Genomic DNA, 18332 nt, shown 5'->3' with positions numbered 1-18332 from the left:
ATATAACTCTCCTCTAAAAAATTAAAGAATTCCTACCCGGCTGTTATCGCCCAGTAATAGTTTTAAGGCTTTGGGTTTGATGGGCGATTTTTCCACTACCACGTTTCGCCCTATAAGGCTATCCTCAATCCGACTGGGGATATCATGAATCTGGCTATTTTCAAGAATAATGCTGTGCTCAACTTCGCTATCACTAATTGTACAGTTATGATTAATCGACGTATATGGTCCTACGTAACTGTTTATAATCCGGCAGCCCCTGCCGATAATTGTTGGACCACGCACTACACTATTAATAATTTCGGCTGATTGTTCGATAACCACTTTGCCTTCAACGCGGCTATCTTTATCTACATAGCAAGAAACATTGCGTTCTAGTCGGTCTAAAATGAGACGATTTACCTCTAGCATATCGGCTTGCTTTCCGGTATCGACCCACCAACCCTCTACCACAAAAGGTTTGACATTATAACCGTTAGTCACCAAGTATTGAATTGCATCGGTGATTTCTAGTTCGCCTCGCCAACTTGGTTTTATTTCGTTAACTGCGGTGAAAATATTGTGGTCAAACATATATACACCCACCAACGCCAGGTTGCTCGGTGGATCTGCGGGCTTTTCAACTAGTTTTACCACTCTATCACCCGCTAAAACTGCAACCCCATAGCTTTGAGGGTTAGTAACTTCTTTTAATAAAATCTGGCAGTTGCATTTACCTGTTTTAAAATCCTCAACCAGTGGGCGGATGCTTTGCTCAAGCATATTATCGCCCAAATACATTACAAACTGATCATCTCCAAGAAATTCGTGTGAGATTTTTACAGCGTGTGCCAATCCTAACGGCGCTTCTTGTTGAATATAGGTTATTTTTGCATTCCACTTTTCACCACTACCAACAGCAGTTTTCACCTCGGCGGCGGTATCGCCTACTACAATCCCAATTTCGGAAATACCAGCCTCCACGAGGTTTTCGATGGTGTAGAACAAGACCGGCTTGTTAGCTACCGGCACAAGCTGTTTGGCGCTGGTATAGGTCAGGGGGCGCAGCCGCGTACCTTTTCCGCCGCTGAGGATTAATCCCTTCACGCTGGAGAGTCCTCCTTTCAAGATGACAATTAGGTTAACGTATATTGCATTTACTGGTTACGAGGCAATTATACTACGCAATTATCCCTTAACCGAATCAATTTTACTCAAAGCACACTAAAATTCTATGAGTTTAGATATCCATCTATATTACAACAACTACACCTTGCTAAACAGGGCTGTTGCAAGAAACGTTTTTAGGGCAATAACCTATTGCTTCCGCCGGAGAGGAGGGGAGAGGGTAAGTTCAAGGGGACACCCCTTGCCACCCCGGCAGGCGTTCCGCCTGCACCTCCTTTCCGAACTCGCAACAGCCCTGCCTTACTAAAGCAACGGCTCGATTAATTCGGGAGTATTGTTGTAGGGCGAATTTACCTGATTTGAGACTTGATACGTTGCCATTAATTCTGGTGGGAAGGGTTTGAGTATAGATAGAAGCTTTGCAGGGTTGGTGTTGGTGGTATCCAGCCAGATACTTTCAGATTCTTCCGGCAAAATTACTGCCATTCGATCGTGCAAAGGCTTGATAAGTTCGTTTGCTTCGGTTGTAATTATTGTAAAACTATACAACTCTTGTCCTTGCTCATCTCTCCATATATCGTACAAACCTGCCATCGCAAAGAGTGGCGTATCCATTCCTCGCATAGTGATAAAGTAGGGAACTTTAGGCGCTTTAGCCAATTCCGGCTTTTTCCATTCAAAGAAACCATTTGTCGGTACAAGGCAATGCTGTGATTTAAACGGTTTACGGAAAGCGGGTTTGGTTTCTATTCCTTCAACCCTTGCATTAATCGTTGAATAATTGGCTTTAAATTCTTTTGACCAACTTGGTATCAAGCCCCATTTCATTAACCTTATTTGCCTGCCTTTTTCACTCGCAACTATAACAGGACAAACCTGGCTAGGCGCTATATTGAAACTAGGCGCAAAGTCAGTATTACTAAACATAGCTTGAGCAGTAAACCGCTCTTCAATAGAATCTATATTAGCTTTCAGGGCGAATCGACCACACATATAATTATCTCCATTCGACTAAAAAGCATTTAATCAAAACTCTCCTATAATTAATCCACAAATTGGACAATAAAGGCTTGAAAGTATCAATAGCTACAGCAGCAGCAATAGAAATGTTATACAATATCTTGACAGAGGCATGTCGAGTGATATAATTTTAGTATAAAGAATTATAATAACTTCTATATTACTCTCAAAGTGATAATTACAAAAGGCTGGCAAAATAAACCTATAGGCCGCAACAGATGGCTTCCCTTCAAAGGAACACTTCAAAATGTTAGAAAACACCCTCGATCTCCCTATTTATAGCATTAAAGCGGTAGCGCATATGGCAGGTATTACCGAACCTACTCTACGCGCTTGGGAGAAGCGCTACAAAATTCTCACTCCACAGCGAACTGAGAGTGGGCATAGGCGCTATACCAAGCGAGATATTTATCGTGTTATGTGGTTGAGGAATCGCCTTGAAGAAGGAATGTCAATTAGTCAAGCCAGCACTCTTTTGCAGGCACAGCCGGAAGAAACTGTTCTAGAGGTGATGCAGTACGAAAACCGCCAAGCTCGTTCCAATTCTACGAAAACCAACGGCAGAGGAAGCCATCCAAAGAATACTCGTTTAAATGAGGTGCGTTCTATGAGCGTACTAGGCAATGAGTTGATGAATGCTTTCCTACAATTTGATGAACAGACCGCCGATAACCTTATTTCTGAAGCAGCCGGATTTTATCCACCGGAAGAAGTTTGTGTGGATTTGATTCAACCGGTACTTTACGAAATCGGTGATCGCTGGATGCGCAACGAAGTAACAGTTGCCACCGAACATTTTGCCAGCAACATCTGCCGCACTCGTCTGAATGCGATGATCAATTCGCTGCCGGTTCTGGAAACAGGACCGCTAATCCTAACAGGTTGCGCTCCTCACGAATTTCATGAAGTAGGGGTAGTAATGACAACCTTCTTTCTTCGTAGAAATGGCTGGCGGGTGCTTTATCTGGGGCAAAATGTGCCGGCGCTTGATCTCGAAAAAGATTTACGCCGTTTGAAGCCCGCTATGGTGGTCTTTTCAGCAAGTCGTTCTGAAACCGCTATTGCGCTCCATCAAGAAATATCACCAGTGATAGAAAAAGTAAAGCAATATTGGCTGCCCGGTATTATTTTTGCTTATGCTGGTCGTGCTTTCACCGAAGACCCCAATCTGCATGCGCTTTTCAAAAATGCGGTTTATTTTGGGGACGAAGGGCGACAGAGCGTTGCATTAGTAGAAAAAGTTCTGTCAAAAGATTAGCTATTTCTGAAAGCAAAACTCTGGGGTGCAGATAAAGTCTGCGCCTTTTTTATTTACGGTTGCTGCGTTTGCGTCCTGCTACTATAAACAGACCTACTATTGCCAAACTGAAAAAGGCGGGTAACAAACCCGATTTGGTTTCTTTGGGCTTGGCAATTTCCACAGTCACAGGAGTCAGAATATTCGAGTTGGTTTTCTTTATCTCCGGTTCTCGCAATTCTCCTGCTTCCACTTCTGCCTTGCGCGTAGCTACTGCCGCTATTTCAGCCCCTATCAGCAGAATACAAGCGCTTACATATACATAGAATAAGAAAATGATAACTCCGGCTATAGCTCCATATGTACGCTGATAGCTTTGTGCGCCTCCGAATCCGGTTAGGAAGAAGGTCAGCAACAATTTGCTGATCTCAAAAAGAAACGCTGCAATCACTGCACCCAATAGTATTGGTTTCCAGCGGATTCGTTTTTCTAGCGTTCGATCGGGAGCGAGTCGGTAAATAACCATGAAAATTGCTACATTGAGTAAGTAAAGTACTATGAAAATGATTGTATCCCAAAGCAAACTAAAACTATTAGTGCTAATACCGAGGATACCAATATCAAGCCCTCGAATAATCTGAATGGCAAATCCCATGCCGGTGGAGATAATAAACAGAATACCTAGCCCTATCAACATTCCAAAGCGTATCACTGCTTTCTTAAAAAAGCTCCGTCGGTCTCTTTTTACATCCCATGCAACATTTACAGCAGTCATAATCCCGTCTAACACGCCACTACCCGACCATAGAGTACCAATCACCGATACTACCGCTAGAACAGGAGCAGCTTTACTCAAGGTATCAATGAAATTATTAATGATTTCATTGATGTTTACTCCGGCTTGATCGGCTTTTGGGAAAGCTTCAATCAGGCTTTTAGTAATATCCTTACGGGTATTATCGTCCTGAATGATTAAAGTAGCGATTACAACTACGCCAATGATAAGCGGAAAAACAGAGACCAGCGCATAATAGGCGATTGCCGCCGCCCAGCCTGTGCCCTGATCTTCTAGAAATTTGGTCAAACCTCGTTTCAGGGTCGAGAAAATCCCTTTCATAGCCCTTAGATATCCTCGTCAAAATTATATTGCAATTTTTTCAAATCAATGGGAATACCGGCAATACAAAAAAAAGCTTCATCTGCGAGGTTAGCAGCAACCTGATTTAAGCGTCCCAACGCATCTCGATAGGCGCGTCCCAGTGGGTAAGGCGGTACTAAACCCATTCCCACTTCGTTAGAAACCATTACTAGTCCGCAATTCTGCTCACGTAACCAAGCCACTAGTGATTCGAGTTCCTGAGCCATTGCGCGTTCCTCGGCAAAATAATCTGGGGAAGTAACCTCAACAGGAGTAGTAGGCGTAGTAGATTCGAGCGCAAGGTCGTCTTCAGGCGGTATTTGGGAGACATATCCCGCAGCATCCTTATCCAGTGGTGTTATGCTCATCAGGCGGTTGGTAGTCCAAAGCGTGAGACAATCGAGCAGCACCAATTTCTCACCCTTGTATCCTTGACGAACTGTTTCAGCCAAATTCAGAGGGGCTTCTAATGTGCGCCATGTATCGGGACGACTGGCACGATGTCGCTCTACGCGCTCTTGCATTTCGGCATCATAAGGTTCAAGCGTTGCTACGTATAACACCGCGAGGTTGCTCGCACGGGAACTTGCCAGTTTCTCGGCAAAGGTACTTTTGCCGCTGCGTGCGCCACCCAAAACAAGGCTTATTAGGCGCTCTTTCGATGGTTTTGACATTATCGCTACTATTCAAAAACCTTTCCAGAAAACAAGAAATTCCTATTTACCTTCACTTAAATCCATAGAGTCAATATGGGATGTATCGTTAAACAGCGACAGGATTGAAGCATTATCGTAAAGGTGGACGATGCTCAACGAACAACTATCTACCCGCCATTGCCAGATACGGTTTAAATCCATCCCCATATAATGGCAAAGAAGTGTGCCGATTACTCCCCCGTGTGCCACTACCAAAACCACTTCATCTTCGCCCGGATGTTTATTGGTAATATAATCAATTGCTTGGCTAACCCGCTCAAGCACAGTCTTCAGGTTTTCACCACCGGGCGGGCTATAATTGTACCGATCACTTTGCCAGAGCTTAGTTTCTTCGGGGAATTGCTCCAGCATTTGATTATAATTTAACCCCTCTGCTCTGCCACCGGAAGCTTCACGCAGACCGGGCAATATTTCCGCTTCCAGTTTGGGAGAATGCCCTTCCAGCCCAATTTGGGCAGTGGTACGCGCTCTGCTCAAATCGCTACAAAAGGCAGCAGTGAGTTTTAAATGAGAGAGGCGTTTTTGTAAAGCTCTGGCTTGACGTAAACCCATTTCATTAAGTGGGATGTCGGTGTGTCCTTGATAACGACGTTGCGCGTTATAATCGGTTTGACCGTGCCTTACCAGAATCAGCTTCGGCATTTTCTTATCACCTGTAAAGGATAAAAGGTTTTGAGAAGTATTTGGTTATAGAAACCACATGGATTTTATCACACCCGCCGCCGCCCCGATAATAAGCCAGGCGAGCGTCTCGCTGGATTCGGTTATAGCCCCATAACTATCGCCCGTTAAACCGGCAGGCAGTTTGCTCATTACATACTTACCAAAAAGGTAAGCAAAAACGAAGTTAGTTAATACTAGCACCACTCCAAATAGCCGCAATGTTAATAGCGAAAATACCAACACTCCTAGTCCAGCCAGTGCCATTTCTAGTTTTCCGGTGTGCTGCTTGAACAGAATACCCAATCCGCTATCCCGTCCATATGGAAATATAACCACCGCTGTGACTAGCGCCCACCGCCCTAATACCGGAGCAAGTAATAGTGCCGGGGTCATCAGGTCGGGGGGAATGTTGAGAAGCGCGACATATTTAAGGGTTAATAAAACCCAGCCACCTGCAACCGCGAAGCTTCCAACATGACTGTCTCGCATAATTTCAAGCCGCCGCTCCGGGGTGCGGTAACCGAACATACCATCGCATGAATCTAGAAAACCGTCAAAATGAAGCGCACCGGTAAAGGCAAGCAGCGAAGCTACAAGTAAGGTCGCCACGATATTTGCAGGCATAAAAAAGTTAAGCAGCCAGTTCAAACTGGCTAACATTACTCCTAGCCACAACCCTACAATTGGGAAATAACGAACTGCCCTGCCTACATCTTCTGAGCTTGCCTGTCGTCGTAGGGGTACAGGCAGAGTCGTGAGGAATTGAACTGCTACCAGAAAGCTAAGCACTATTTGCAATTCTAACCGTCATTCATATTAAGCCAGATATTAATCGCTTCATTATACGCCCATTGTCTAAAATATCAAATTGTGGCATAATCCCAACAGATTGGGTTTTCAGTATATTGCTTATATTTGTGCCTGTGCTTCCACAACTTCGCTTAGGATTTCAATATAGTATAGGAGATACAGGCTTGGGTTATTTAAACCGCTCTGAAAATAGAATTGGTTTGCAAAGCAATCTATTCGAGCCACTAGTAGATAAAATATCCGAACCGCCGCTATTGCTCGAGCCTGCGAAAGCAAAAAATCGGGTAATAGAACCGCATCCCCTGACAGTTAGCGATATCTGGTTATATTTGGGGATTGTGCTGCTGGCATTGGTGGGCTTGCTATTTTTCGGTAGCCTTCTAAATAGCGAACTTTTGCTCCTATTGGCAGTTGTAGTAGCCTCATCCACCTTTGGCGCTGCCTTAGTGTTGGTAATCAGCGCTAGAACCGTAAATATGCGGGCTGCTAAGCATCGCGAGGCTATTCAAAATGAGGTTGTCCAATATATAGAAGAACACCTTGCTCTCACCAGTGGCTTAGAAGGTATGAGTGACGGCTTGTTGCTGGCGGAACTCGATGGCACCATAATTCACTCGAATAAACGCACCGACGAATTGCTTAAGTGGTGCGGTATTTATAATCCTGAGCAGAAATTAAAAACGGTTGAGGAGTGGCTTGCTAAAATCAGACCGTTTGTTGCTAACCGGGAAAGTTTCAGGATGGGTATGGTGGCTGCTCGGCAATATAGTTCTCAAGGACAAGTGCCCAGTTTTGAATTTAGCCTTGAACGACCGCTTGCCGCTATAAAATCGGAAATCATTCAGCACTTGCGCCCTGCTCCTTTCATTCAGTCTTCCGGTGAACTTGGTGTCGATCCTTCTGCTGGACTTGCCAACCGTCCGGTACGTGAAATCCGAATGACCCTTTTTCCGATTGACGATGCTCGTGGTAGGCAGATCGGAACGGGTTTTCTGCTACGCGATGTTACTCGTGACCGCGAATTAGATCGCTTAAAAGACCAATTTGTATCAATGGTTTCCCACGAACTCCGCAATCCTATCGCGGTTATATTGAATATGACCGAAATACTAAATGAACCCTCTTTACCTCCTGAAGAAAGTCCTCAGTGGATAGCGCAAATTAATCAGGAAGCTTTACGCTTGAGAGCTTTGCTCAATGATATGCTCGAATTAACCCGACTTGAGGAAGGCAACCTTGAAATAAAAGTAGCCGAAATCGACTTGAATATCACTATTACGCAGGTTTTAGAAAATTTGAAGCTGCAACAAAAATCTCCTCACCAGATTGAAGTGGCTATTAAGGCTGAACATCCCTATGCGCTGGCAGATTACGGCAAACTCAATCAGATTTTAATGAATCTTATTGGTAATGCGATAAAATACTCGCCTAAGGGTGGCAAGATTAATATTATCGTTCAAAATGCAGTTCCACCTACGGACGAGGCTGACAATGCTTCCGCGATGCGCCCAATGGTTGAAGTACGTATTACCGATGAGGGTATGGGTATTCCTGAGAAAGAGCAAGCGAAAATATTCAATCGGTTTTTCAGAAGTAGCGCCAGCAAACGTAGTGGGATTAGCGGAACCGGACTGGGTTTGTCTATTACCCAACGTCTAGTTAAGTTAATGGGTGGTAATATAGGTTTTAGCTCGGTAGAAGGCAAGGGTACTACCTTCTATTTTACCCTGCCTACTTCCCACAAGGAATAAAAGTGTAGCCGGGTTTTATAATCCGGCTACACTTCCTCACTTCGCAGTGCTTATCTTCCCATGTAGCCTATTGACTAAAGACCATACTATTGTTATTTGAAAACTAGCTGATAGGTGCTTTAGTCTTTAAAAAACTAACTGCACCTAACTATAATTTGTTTAACAGATTTGCTTGACTAATAATGAAATTTCTTAGGTTGACAAGCATTTGAGGGTAGGCTATCATGTGGCTAATCCGGTCGCGAAGAAGCCAGCGGTTCTGTTGGCTTTTTTCACAAACCAGTTGATCAGGTTAAATAATTTAGAGAGGTCTTTCTTTTTAATTTCGCCCCGACTCCTCCGCTAGTGGGTTTTATTATTCCCTATCTTGCAAATGGCGCAGGCGAAATAGGTTTTCTGAGGAAGGACTTCTATATGGAGGCGCTGCCAGATGTCTTCATCTGAGGCATTCAATTTTGGTCGCAAGATCAAAGAACTAAAAAAACAACACAAAAAAGGTTACGTAGATCTAACCGCCGACTTGAAAATCAGTCGTGATCGCATTATTCAACTGGAAGAAGGCGAACGCGAACCTACCGATGTTGAGCGCCAAAAATTCGCCGCCTACTATAACCTTCCCCTTGATGAGTTTACGCCGCAAAACCCACCGCAACCGGCTCCGAGTCAGGCTGCGCCACGGCTAAATAATAACCCTGCTCCACGCCCTACCCAAGCTGCTCCCGGCAATTTTAGCCCACGCCCGGCAATTTCTAATCCTCCGGCATCTCGTCCTGCCCCTCCCGCGCCTCGTCCTACTAACAAGGCAGAAGGGAAAAATAGCAGTGATGCTAAGGAAGGCGGCGAGCAGTCTAAGCCGGTAATGAAATATACCGCTGAGCAATTGGGTGACATTGAGTCTGCTTATTTGCGCAAGCAGCGTGATTTAAAAGTGCCGTTAACCTTCACCTTTTTGAACGGCAAAGAGTTTACCGGCGTGGTGGTAGATTTTACTCCTTTTACCGTCCATATCATTGATCAGGAAACCAAGCAGGAAATCATTTTGCGCAAGCTGGCAATGGCTTTCTACCGCAAGGCAGACGCTTTTGCTGAGGCTAACGAAGGTAAGGGAGGCGAATAATTATGAGCCTCGGTTCGTATATAATTTATCTTCGCGCTCTGAAGGATGGCATTACCCCTCGTGAGGTAGCGTCGGAAGTAGGTTTGCCTGAGCATTATATCCATGCTATTGAGTTGGAGAAACATGCTGGAGATGTACATTCTCGTGGTTCTTTAGCTGAATATTTTGGTATTCCGGTTGATGAGTTTAGCGATTATGCACGCAGCACTAGTTCCCGCTTGCAAGAGACGCTAAAGCACGAACGCCGCCCACAAATGGGTTTCCTGCTTATGAACGGTGAAACTTTATTAGGGACTGTTGATGGCGCAGATAATAGCATAATTAAAATTGTTGAGTTGAATAGCGGTATTAAAACTATCCTGCAACGTCACGCTATCAAAAAATGGTGGTCACTTAAACCCTCCGCACCTCGTAGACCTGTTGGAGGTGGCGGTGGTGGAAGACGACCGTTTAATGGCGGCGGAGGCGGAGGTAGACCCCCTAGACCCGGTGGTGGCAGACCAACCGGTCCTAACACTGGATCAGGCCCACGCCCAGGTCCCAGACCCGGTGGCGGGAATGAAGGTGGCTATCGTCCGAGACCACCCGGTGGTGGTAGTGGCGGTGGCGGGAATGAAGGTGGTTACCGTCCGAGACCGCCCGGTGGTGGTAGTGGCAGTGGCGGGAATGAGGGTGGTTACCGTCCGAGACCGCCCGGTGGCGGCAATAGCGATAGTGGGAATGAGGGCAATTATCGACCCCGACCCCCGTTCAGACCAAGACCGGAGAATGAAGAGTAATAGAAGCTTCAAAATATAGTTAGGAGGATAAAATGAATAAACGCAAGAAGGTAGCTATTCAAAAGCACCGAGCTAAAAGCAAGAAGTTACGCGATCGTCGCAAGACCGAGCGAGAAGCCGGAAAAAAATAAGAGCTAAACTAAAAAAGCCAGGTCTAGAACCTGGCTTTTTGTTTCCTATTTACTTGTTACTTCCTACGAAAAAAGGGTCGTCTGTCCACGCAATCTCTTCGGGAGGCTTTTCCGAAAACTCCATTTTGAGAATGCCATCTTCATAATAAAAATTAACCAAATCGCTGTGTACTAAAACCCTCGGTAGGGAAACTGCTCTTTGTAGTCGTCCTGCGGTTACATTTACATCCGTACCGTTATGTGCGATGTATAATTCGTCCTGCTCATCGATGAAAGGTAAGCGCACACAAAGTCTTCGATGCGTTTCTTTAGGCGCACGCGGATTTGCAGTCATTTCTTCCAGCCATATGAGCGGATGGTCGTATAACTTTTGTATTGGGTCAGACGTTCCAAAAAGTTTGTCTGCAACCGGTATAAGCTTATTAACCCCTATCGGCTCTTCATCTTCCAATATAGAACCAAAGATGGGCATGGGGTTAAAACTCTCTTCGATTTCTTTGATATACTTTGCCTGCAACTCCACCCAATAATCAAAATAGGCGCCAAGCTGTTTCTCTCTGGGTAGAATCTTGTTGATTATAACCGAGTCCATCTTGATGCCATAAAGGCTTAAAAAGGTGTAGGCGCGTTTAGTTTCCATCACCGGGAGTTTTTCAGGATTCAATACCAAACGAACTGAAACATCATCGGCTACGATGAAGGCGCTTAGCTCATTCATCATCTCCATCAAGTTGTTTACTTCTTTGAAAAACTCATCATTAGGGGTTTGTTGGCGGAAAGGGCGCACGAAACTACTAAAGCCACGGTAAACCTTGAAGAAGTTTTTACCGCTTGTGCCTCCAATGATCATTTCGGGATAAGCCAATAAACGCAAAGTATTGCCGGTGGGAGCAGTATCAACAATTATACAATCCCACTTGTTGCTCTTATATTCTATAAGCAAACGGTTCAGTGCAAGAATCTCGTCCATACCGGGTTGGTTGCTGAGTTCGGCGGCAACACTACTATCCACGCCACGCCCTTCATAGGCGTTTGCCATAAATTTCTGAAACCCGCCCATGCTTTTCCGCATCTCGTAGACTGTATCTACTTCCAGACCAAATAAGTTAGGCGCTAGTTCGGTTACTTCATCTCGGCTAATCGCTTTTCCAATAACATCAGATAGAGAGTGTGCCGGGTCGCTGGACATAATCAGCACCTTTTTCCCGCGGCTGGCAATCAGACTGGCACTTGCGGCACTAATGGTGGTTTTGCCCGTCCCACCTTTGCCGCTATAAATTATGACTCTGGTACCCATCTTTTCAAAACCTCTCCTCGCAGTTAATTAGAAAAGTGTACGTGCAGTATTCCATCCTTGAACCGTGCTGATTTAGCGTTGCGAGCGGCTAACGCATGTGGTAGCAATAAATCCCGTTTGAAATTACCAATTTCAACGAAGAGTTCGTCACCCTTCTTAACCATATTCACTTTGTCCACTTCAAGGTTAGGAAGAGCAAGCTGTAATATATATTCGCCGTCAATCTTGACGATTTCTTGCGCTTTGCCACGGTAGAACGACTCCGTAGGGTCGCGATCACCGTATATTTCCATTCCCAAGTCACCTAGCGCTTTGATCCCGGTAACCTCATGTCCCTTCATGGGTACTTCCAGAATGGGGAGTGGCGCAAAACTGCTATAAATCAAATCCCGATATTCCTTTTGCCTTCCGCATATTCCTGCGAAAAACGCATCAGAGCTATTTTCAGGTAAAATCCGGTTCGAGATAATTGCATCTACCGGATAGTTAAAAAGGCTCAAATAGGTAGCAGCACGTTGCCCTTCTTTAACCACCATCTTTTCGGGATTAACTACTATCCGGTAAGAGGCTTGTTTAGGGCTGGTAAGTGTAGTGCGCAGCAAATCAACCTGTTGGGTTATATCGGGTATTGCGTCGAAAACATTGTTGCGCGGCATTAACGGTTTGATTATAGCCCCTGCTAATTTCATGGTGCTATTATGCCAAGTTGCAACCCTATCAGAGTACCAAGTAAACATATCGGGCATACTTAAAAGCCGGACAGTTTCACCGGTAGGGGCAGCATCAATAAAGATGACATCATAATCACCACTCCGGCTATGCCGTAGAATTTGAAGCAAACTGATCAATTCATCCATACCGGGCAGAAGCGCCAATTCTTCAGCAATAACATCATCAGCGCCTTTTTTCTTAAGCATGGTAGCAAAATAGCTTTCCAGCTTGCCCCAATTCGAGCGTACTTCATCCAGAACGTTTATCTCTTGTGCCCAAAGGTTATCTGCTACTTTATCTGGAACCGATTTAAGGTTAAGATCAAAGGCATCAGCTAAACTGTGTGCTGTATCCGTGCTTACAACTAATGTACGGTAGCCCATTTGGGCGGCGCGTACAGCGGTAGCTGCTGAAATGGTGGTTTTTCCGACCCCACCTTTACCTACATATAAAATGACTCGCATAGTGACATCTCCCTGGATACTAAAACACAGTACCCTCTAGGGGTAAAAAATATGAATAGCAAAAGAAAATTAGAACTGGCAAAAGCCGGTAAGGGTTGATTACCAATAGCTTATAGGTAAACAGATAGTCAGTCTGTAGCGTGAACTACGATTCTAGGGAAGGGATAGCCTTACAAGGCTTAATTTAATCATGCAGTTGGCAATCTATTAAGCCCCAGTTTGGTAGTCCCAACTACATAAAACCCCTAATTTTCATTGCTATACTAAGCCTATCTGCAACCGAATACCTCTTCGAGTGAAGTTGAAGTAAGATTTGCATCTCAAATACTGGATAAACGGTCTAGGGGAATAGATTATATGTATGTAAAATGGGTAATTAGACGTCACAAGAACGAAGACCTTGCTAAAATTACCTTTTACGATGCTTACCTCGTTCAAAGCTATAAAAACGGCGCCGGTGAGCCTCGCCAGCGTACTATTGCGTATCTGGGCAATCTGCGCTTGATAAATGGTTCTTTTCCGGTAATTGAACGCGCTCTTTTCTACACACGGATGGAAGAGTATTTGCGTCATGAAGTTCCGCCGGAACTTTTCACCGAAGAAGAACGCATAAAGCTTTATACCGGGCTTGCCGAGGTAGCTCCGGCTCCTACTGAAGAGGAAATTCAGCAAGGTTCCGAAATACATGCGGTTTGGCATGCTAACTATTTCCAAGCACATTCGCTCAGTCCTTCGAGTCCCGGTGCGCCTTTTTCCTTTTTCGAAGAAGACCAAGAAGAACATGAAGTATCCCAGTTTGACTTGCCAGTTGATCGGGGTACTATGCTTGGAAAGCTTGGTTCCAAACTAGACATGCCGAACAAGTAAAAGGGTTTTATTTTAAATTCCAGGTGAGGTACCGAGGTGTAGCTTTTGTAGTTGCCACTACATACTACACCTCTTTTCATTAGTAAGATTTTTATAGAAGCCTGAATTTTTTTCACATCAAACCCAAAAAGGTAAAAGATGAGTACCTACACACCTGAACAGTACGCACGAAGAGCTAACAGTGTTTGGACAAAAGTACAAATCTGGGGTGCGCCCTTTCAATTTCTGGTTTTCCTCATAAGCCTCGGATTTGTAATCGGCACTTTCTTCTCCGATAGCCTGTTCGACATTACCAATGCTACTATTATATTCAAAATCCTTTTTCTCTATTTCATGTGCATTACCGGAATGTTTTGGGAGAAAGATGTTTTCGATCATTGGTATTTTGCCCCCCAATTTTTCTGGGAAGATTTTATTACTACCATTGTAATGGTTGCACACTCAATCTATTTGGTAGCTTTGTTATTTGGGGTCAGGGATCATAAAACCCTGTTGCTGCTGGTAGTAATAGCTTATGTAAGCTATCTGCTAAATGCTGCACAATACGTTTTGAAATGGCTTGTAAATCGTCAGCATCACAAGAAACGCGGCACTATGGCTACTTTGGAAACGGTTGATAAACCGGCAGTCTAGCGTCAAAAAGCCGAGCAATCCGTTTAAAATTGAAATTTTTTACATCCCAACCCTTTCTGCACAAGCTAGAAGGGGTTGACCCTTTATTTAAAAATAATCAATGTTCGGGGGAAGTGATCTGCACCTTTAGCGATATATTTTAGGAGTTGGGAAATATGGTAATAGCGAAAAGAAATAAATTTCTGGTTGGGCTGGTTTTCTTCCTAGTTCTGATGTTTCAGGTGGCTTCCGGTTTCTCCGCCGGAATTATAAGTAGTATCCTTGACCCGGTTATGATAAACGAACTGGGCGTACCTGCTATTCTTGTTGGTGTTTTGCTAGGTAGCCACTATTTCATTGAACCTATCAGAAGTTATATCGGCTCTTTGTCAGACCGCTATTCCATTTTCAAAATGCACCGCGCGCCCTTCATAGCGATTGGCGGCATAACTCTAGCCGGCTCATATCCGCTTATCTTGCTGGTGGTGCAGCAATTGCGCGACCCGAACTTCCATCGTATTACCGGAGAAGTAGCCAATACCGGCAATTATCAAAGTAACTTTTTCTGGGTTATTGTAGCCATTCTGGTATTCTTGATAAACGGCACCGGCATTTCCATAATGGGTACTGCTGCGCTGGCAGTTTTGGTGGATACCACCTCCGAACGGGTGCGCGGTTTTCTGGCTTCTATCGGCTGGACTTTGCTAATTGCCGGAATAATTATCAGTTCCATTGTAGGACGGGTTATTCTGCCGGAGAACGAAGGACGCAGCTTTGATTACAACTCGCTGTATCCTATTTTCCTTTTCCTTTTCCCGGCAATATTACTGGTACTAGTATTTCTGTCGGTTATTGGAACTTCTATGATAGAGCCACGTCGTGAGGGTGCAATTGACCACAAACGTACCCATGTCAATTTCAGGCAGGCATTTAAGGTAGTTACCAGTATCAGGCAAGCGCGGGTCTTTTTGAGCTTCCTATTTGTTTATTGCGCTTTTACCTTTATGCGTGATATCCTCGCGCCTGCTTATGCCGGTAATGTGTATCGTATGACCGTCGCCGAACGGAGCGCAATTCAGGCAACTCTCAATGGGCCGATTTTGGTGGCTATGATCGGAGCCGGGGTAGTAACCCTGTGGATAAACAAACGCTATTCAATTTATGGCGGTTTGGGGGTAGCAGTTATTGGAATGCTTCTCCAAGCTGTTTCTGGTTTCATCTTCAAAGTAGATCAGGCGGCAATTCAAGCTTATGATGCTGCCAACAATGCTCATGCCAGCGGTTTGATCAGTGAAGATGCTTACGCAGCGGCTCGCAAAGCTTGGGATGCCGCAATTGCAGGCGATAAATCAATATTTACCATTGGGCTGATAATTATGGGATTGGGTTTAGGCACAAGTGTTCCCGGTCTAATCGGTACAATGATGGATATTACTGATAAGGCGAACGCGGCTTTGTACATCGGGGTTTGGGGTATTGCTCAGGCGTTTGGAACCGGACTGGCTAATTTGGGCGCAGGGGCGTTGCGAGATTTCGCCTTCAATGCTTTCCCCAATAACTTGAGCGTAGGCTATGGCTTTGTATTTCTCACTCAGGCAATTGGTACGGCTCTGGCGCTTGCCTTGTTTACTAGAGTAAGTGTTCCGCAGTTCCAGAAAGAGATTGCTGAAATTACTGCCGCAATTCATCCAGAAGAGGCTATTGCTGTAGCTTCAGGGACTAATGCCGGTGGTGTTGCTTAAGATAATTCAGAATTCTTACCCGCTCCACTTACGGGGCGGGTTTCTTTTTTATAAAGAAAGCGGATTGAATAATGAAGCTACTATTGATCGGTGGTCCTCGTTTTTTGGGATATCCTTTGATAGAAGCAGCTCTCAAAGCCGGGCATAACGTTACCACCTTTAACCGGGGGCGCACTAATCCTGACCAGTTTCCCCAAGTCGAAAAGCTATTAGGTGATCGCGAACAAGATTTAAGCGCACTAACAGGGCGTAGCTTTGATATAGTAATTGATACCTGTGGCTATTTGCCGGGCGCGGTTCGCCAAACAGCAAGTTTGCTTGCAGGTTCCGCTCGACTCTATGTATTTATCTCTACCATTTCGGTTTATGCCGATCAAGGTAAAACTGGCTTGGTTGAGGAAGACGAACTGGCTACAATTTCTGAGGAGGAAGTAGAAAAAACCTCCTCCCCGCGTGAGATTTCGCCGGAGAATTACGGTCCACTAAAAGCCCTTTGCGAAAAAGAGGTACAGGCGCAGTTTTCGGACGGCGCGTTGATAATTCGACCGGGCTTGATTGTTGGTCCCTACGACCCCTCCGATCGCTTCACCTATTGGGTACATCGGCTGCCGCAAGGTGGAGAAGTGCTTGCTCCCGGTTCACCTGCGCGTCCAGTTCAGTTTATTGATGTGCGCGATTTAGCCGAGGGTACGCTGCGTCTGGCGGAGAAGCTTGAAACAGGGGTCTTTAACTTTACCGGACCAGATTATACCCTGACAATGGGTGTGTTCCTCGAAGAATCTAATCGAGTTTGTGGCGGTAACGCTCACTTAACTTGGGTGGACGATCAATTTATATTGGATGAGAAAATAATGCCATGGTTGGGTTTACCGCTTTGGATTCCCGCCTCTGATCCAATGTCCAGAGCTTTGGGCGCAACAAATATCACCAAAGCGCTTTCAAAAGGCTTGACCATCCGCCCGTTGGCGGAAACTGTTCGAGCTACCTTTGAGTGGGATAGGGTGCGCCCGTCGGAAGTGCTGCGCTACGCCGGAATCTCTTTGGATAAAGAACGAGAAGTTCTTGAAGCTTGGAACAAAAAATGAAAAAGAACAGGTGTGCATCCTGTTATCGAGTAAAGACGCAATTACTCAAAGCCATTTCTTTCTTTTGAAATAAAATACAAGCCCTACGGTGATGCCCACCATTAAAGATAACGCGCCATAGTAGCCGAAACTCCATTTGAGTTCGGGTATATTCTCAAAATTCATCCCATATATCCCGCTTATCAGGGCATCGGTCATAAGGATAATGGAAAAAGCAGTAAGAGTACGCATCACGCTATTGAGATCGTTTGACGCAACCGATAGATTTGCTTCCATAGTGCTACCAATCTGGTCGCGGTATAGGTCAAGGGTATCGGTGACCCGCGTTAGGTGGTCATAAACATCCCGGAAGTAAAACAGGGCATCGTCGCCAAAAATCCGGTTATCGCGATTGGTCAGCACATTGAGAATATCACGTTCAGGCGCTATTATCCGGCGCATTTGCAAAAACAACTTTTTAAGCTCTAACAGTTTGCCGGTTACTTTGGTGTGCATGCCATTGCCTTGAAAAATATCATCCTCTAACTCTTCGGCATAATCCACCATTTTATCCATAATCGGAAAATAGTTATCTACCAACGTATCAAGCATGGCATAGACAACTGGTCCTATCATTTTGACTGTCTGCACATTGTTACGTTTCCAGCGCGCCTCTGCTTCTGCCAATTCAGGAATTGGCTCATAATGTATAGTTACCAAATAATTTGCCCCGATAAAAAAGGCTAATTCATGGAAAACTAGTTCCTTAAATTCATCCTTCAAACTGATAGAGTAAAAGATTCCCAGAAAATAGTTTTCGTATTCTTCAATCTTGGGGCGTTGGAGACGATGAGTGACATCTTCCATGGCTAAATGGTGGAAGTTGAATTCCTTTGCCACCATATTTAACTCTTCCTCCGAGGGGGAAGAGAGGTCGAGCCAGAAAAAATTAGCAGAGTCGCTCAACAAGTCGCTAATCTTATCCAAATCTTGAAAATTGCGGGAGTTATGAGTCTGCGTATCCGCTACTAAGGCTTTTATCACACGCTTTACTCCATTAGATTGAGGGTAAAGTTATTAGAAACCGCTGAAAAAGGGGGGAATAC

The 18332-nt window shown here is 44.8% G+C and carries 17 protein-coding genes; 8 read left to right on the top strand and 9 right to left on the bottom strand.

The window, feature by feature from the left end; all coding sequences use genetic code 11:
• Positions 1–21: 21 nt before the first annotated feature.
• Both OZ401_RS11880 and OZ401_RS11875 read right to left on the bottom strand, forming a co-directional pair.
• Positions 22–1086: a glucose-1-phosphate thymidylyltransferase gene (locus OZ401_RS11880; protein WP_341468456.1), complete on the bottom strand. Its 1065-nt coding sequence runs from the start codon at positions 1084–1086 to the stop codon at positions 22–24.
• Positions 1087–1410: 324 nt separating this feature from the next.
• A complete protein-coding gene (locus OZ401_RS11875; RefSeq protein WP_341468455.1) occupies positions 1411–2100 on the bottom strand; it encodes an SOS response-associated peptidase in 690 nt (229 codons plus the stop codon).
• 274 nt (positions 2101–2374) lie between these two features.
• On the opposite strand from OZ401_RS11875, the gene OZ401_RS11870 reads away from it, so the two are divergent.
• The gene (locus OZ401_RS11870) at positions 2375–3385 is read left to right on the top strand and encodes a MerR family transcriptional regulator (RefSeq protein WP_341468454.1); all 1011 of its coding nucleotides are present in this window, start codon (positions 2375–2377) and stop codon (positions 3383–3385) included.
• A 49-nt stretch (positions 3386–3434) separates the two neighbouring features.
• Here the strand turns inward: OZ401_RS11870 and OZ401_RS11865 are convergent, their stop codons facing one another.
• From OZ401_RS11865 to cobS, 4 genes are read right to left on the bottom strand one after another with little or no spacing between them, the layout of a single operon-like run.
• The gene (locus OZ401_RS11865; protein ID WP_341468453.1) at positions 3435–4481 is read right to left on the bottom strand and encodes a YihY/virulence factor BrkB family protein; all 1047 of its coding nucleotides are present in this window, start codon (positions 4479–4481) and stop codon (positions 3435–3437) included.
• Between the two features lie 5 nt (positions 4482–4486).
• Positions 4487–5176: a bifunctional adenosylcobinamide kinase/adenosylcobinamide-phosphate guanylyltransferase gene (gene cobU / locus OZ401_RS11860; protein ID WP_341468452.1), complete on the bottom strand. Its 690-nt coding sequence runs from the start codon at positions 5174–5176 to the stop codon at positions 4487–4489.
• Positions 5177–5218: 42 nt separating this feature from the next.
• Positions 5219–5860, bottom strand: a complete 642-nt coding sequence (locus OZ401_RS11855; RefSeq protein ID WP_341468451.1) for a histidine phosphatase family protein — start codon at positions 5858–5860, stop codon at positions 5219–5221.
• A gap of 45 nt (positions 5861–5905) precedes the next feature.
• A complete protein-coding gene (gene cobS, locus OZ401_RS11850) occupies positions 5906–6670 on the bottom strand; it encodes an adenosylcobinamide-GDP ribazoletransferase (RefSeq protein ID WP_341469877.1) in 765 nt (254 codons plus the stop codon).
• Between the two features lie 185 nt (positions 6671–6855).
• Between cobS and OZ401_RS11845 the strand changes: the two genes are divergently transcribed.
• The 3 genes from OZ401_RS11845 (at position 6856) to OZ401_RS11835 (ending at position 10338) form a co-directional block, all read left to right on the top strand.
• Positions 6856–8442, top strand: coding sequence for a sensor histidine kinase (locus OZ401_RS11845; RefSeq protein WP_341468450.1), 1587 nt, complete (start codon positions 6856–6858; stop codon positions 8440–8442).
• Between the two features lie 430 nt (positions 8443–8872).
• Positions 8873–9559: a hypothetical protein gene (locus OZ401_RS11840; RefSeq protein ID WP_341468449.1), complete on the top strand. Its 687-nt coding sequence runs from the start codon at positions 8873–8875 to the stop codon at positions 9557–9559.
• A 2-nt stretch (positions 9560–9561) separates the two neighbouring features.
• The gene (locus tag OZ401_RS11835; RefSeq protein ID WP_341468448.1) at positions 9562–10338 is read left to right on the top strand and encodes a helix-turn-helix transcriptional regulator; all 777 of its coding nucleotides are present in this window, start codon (positions 9562–9564) and stop codon (positions 10336–10338) included.
• A 180-nt stretch (positions 10339–10518) separates the two neighbouring features.
• Here OZ401_RS11835 and OZ401_RS11830 read toward each other — a convergent pair whose 3' ends face one another.
• Together OZ401_RS11830 and OZ401_RS11825 are read right to left on the bottom strand one after the other, a co-directional pair.
• On the bottom strand, positions 10519–11766 hold the full coding sequence (locus OZ401_RS11830) for an ArsA family ATPase (protein ID WP_341468447.1): 1248 nt from the start codon (positions 11764–11766) through the stop codon (positions 10519–10521).
• A 23-nt stretch (positions 11767–11789) separates the two neighbouring features.
• A complete protein-coding gene (locus OZ401_RS11825; RefSeq protein ID WP_341468446.1) occupies positions 11790–12941 on the bottom strand; it encodes an ArsA family ATPase in 1152 nt (383 codons plus the stop codon).
• 357 nt (positions 12942–13298) lie between these two features.
• Here OZ401_RS11825 and OZ401_RS11820 point away from each other — a divergent pair, with 357 nt between their 5' ends.
• The 4 genes from OZ401_RS11820 (at position 13299) to OZ401_RS11805 (ending at position 17247) form a co-directional block, all read left to right on the top strand.
• On the top strand, positions 13299–13808 hold the full coding sequence (locus tag OZ401_RS11820) for a hypothetical protein (protein ID WP_341468445.1): 510 nt from the start codon (positions 13299–13301) through the stop codon (positions 13806–13808).
• Between the two features lie 138 nt (positions 13809–13946).
• A complete protein-coding gene (gene bchF, locus OZ401_RS11815; RefSeq protein ID WP_341468444.1) occupies positions 13947–14441 on the top strand; it encodes a 2-vinyl bacteriochlorophyllide hydratase in 495 nt (164 codons plus the stop codon).
• A gap of 155 nt (positions 14442–14596) precedes the next feature.
• On the top strand, positions 14597–16162 hold the full coding sequence (locus OZ401_RS11810; protein WP_341468443.1) for an MFS transporter: 1566 nt from the start codon (positions 14597–14599) through the stop codon (positions 16160–16162).
• 71 nt (positions 16163–16233) lie between these two features.
• A complete protein-coding gene (locus tag OZ401_RS11805) occupies positions 16234–17247 on the top strand; it encodes an NAD-dependent epimerase/dehydratase family protein (protein WP_341468442.1) in 1014 nt (337 codons plus the stop codon).
• 45 nt (positions 17248–17292) lie between these two features.
• Here the strand turns inward: OZ401_RS11805 and corA are convergent, their stop codons facing one another.
• Entirely contained in the window at positions 17293–18270 is a 978-nt protein-coding gene (corA, locus tag OZ401_RS11800) for a magnesium/cobalt transporter CorA (protein WP_341468441.1), read from the bottom strand.
• Between the last annotated feature and the right edge of the window lie 62 nt (positions 18271–18332).

Source organism: Candidatus Chlorohelix allophototropha, assembly GCF_030389965.1.
Classification (GTDB): domain Bacteria; phylum Chloroflexota; class Chloroflexia; order Chloroheliales; family Chloroheliaceae; genus Chlorohelix; species Chlorohelix allophototropha.
This window is presented reverse-complemented; position numbering and strand designations above follow the sequence as displayed.

Bases quoted from the DNA above. Each gene is read 5' to 3' on its own strand.
- bchF (WP_341468444.1), top strand. From the start codon at position 13,947: ATGAGTACCTACACACCTGAACAGTACGCACGAAGAGCTAACAGTGTT.
- OZ401_RS11870 (WP_341468454.1), top strand. From the start codon at position 2,375: ATGTTAGAAAACACCCTCGATCTCCCTATTTATAGCATTAAAGCGGTA.
- OZ401_RS11830 (WP_341468447.1), bottom strand. From the start codon at position 11,766: ATGGGTACCAGAGTCATAATTTATAGCGGCAAAGGTGGGACGGGCAAA.
- OZ401_RS11805 (WP_341468442.1), top strand. From the start codon at position 16,234: ATGAAGCTACTATTGATCGGTGGTCCTCGTTTTTTGGGATATCCTTTG.
- OZ401_RS11825 (WP_341468446.1), bottom strand. From the start codon at position 12,941: ATGCGAGTCATTTTATATGTAGGTAAAGGTGGGGTCGGAAAAACCACC.
- OZ401_RS11865 (WP_341468453.1), bottom strand. From the start codon at position 4,481: ATGAAAGGGATTTTCTCGACCCTGAAACGAGGTTTGACCAAATTTCTA.
- OZ401_RS11875 (WP_341468455.1), bottom strand. From the start codon at position 2,100: ATGTGTGGTCGATTCGCCCTGAAAGCTAATATAGATTCTATTGAAGAG.
- OZ401_RS11835 (WP_341468448.1), top strand. From the start codon at position 9,562: ATGAGCCTCGGTTCGTATATAATTTATCTTCGCGCTCTGAAGGATGGC.
- OZ401_RS11840 (WP_341468449.1), top strand. From the start codon at position 8,873: ATGTCTTCATCTGAGGCATTCAATTTTGGTCGCAAGATCAAAGAACTA.
- OZ401_RS11810 (WP_341468443.1), top strand. From the start codon at position 14,597: ATGGTAATAGCGAAAAGAAATAAATTTCTGGTTGGGCTGGTTTTCTTC.
- OZ401_RS11855 (WP_341468451.1), bottom strand. From the start codon at position 5,860: ATGCCGAAGCTGATTCTGGTAAGGCACGGTCAAACCGATTATAACGCG.
- cobU (WP_341468452.1), bottom strand. From the start codon at position 5,176: ATGTCAAAACCATCGAAAGAGCGCCTAATAAGCCTTGTTTTGGGTGGC.
- OZ401_RS11820 (WP_341468445.1), top strand. From the start codon at position 13,299: ATGTATGTAAAATGGGTAATTAGACGTCACAAGAACGAAGACCTTGCT.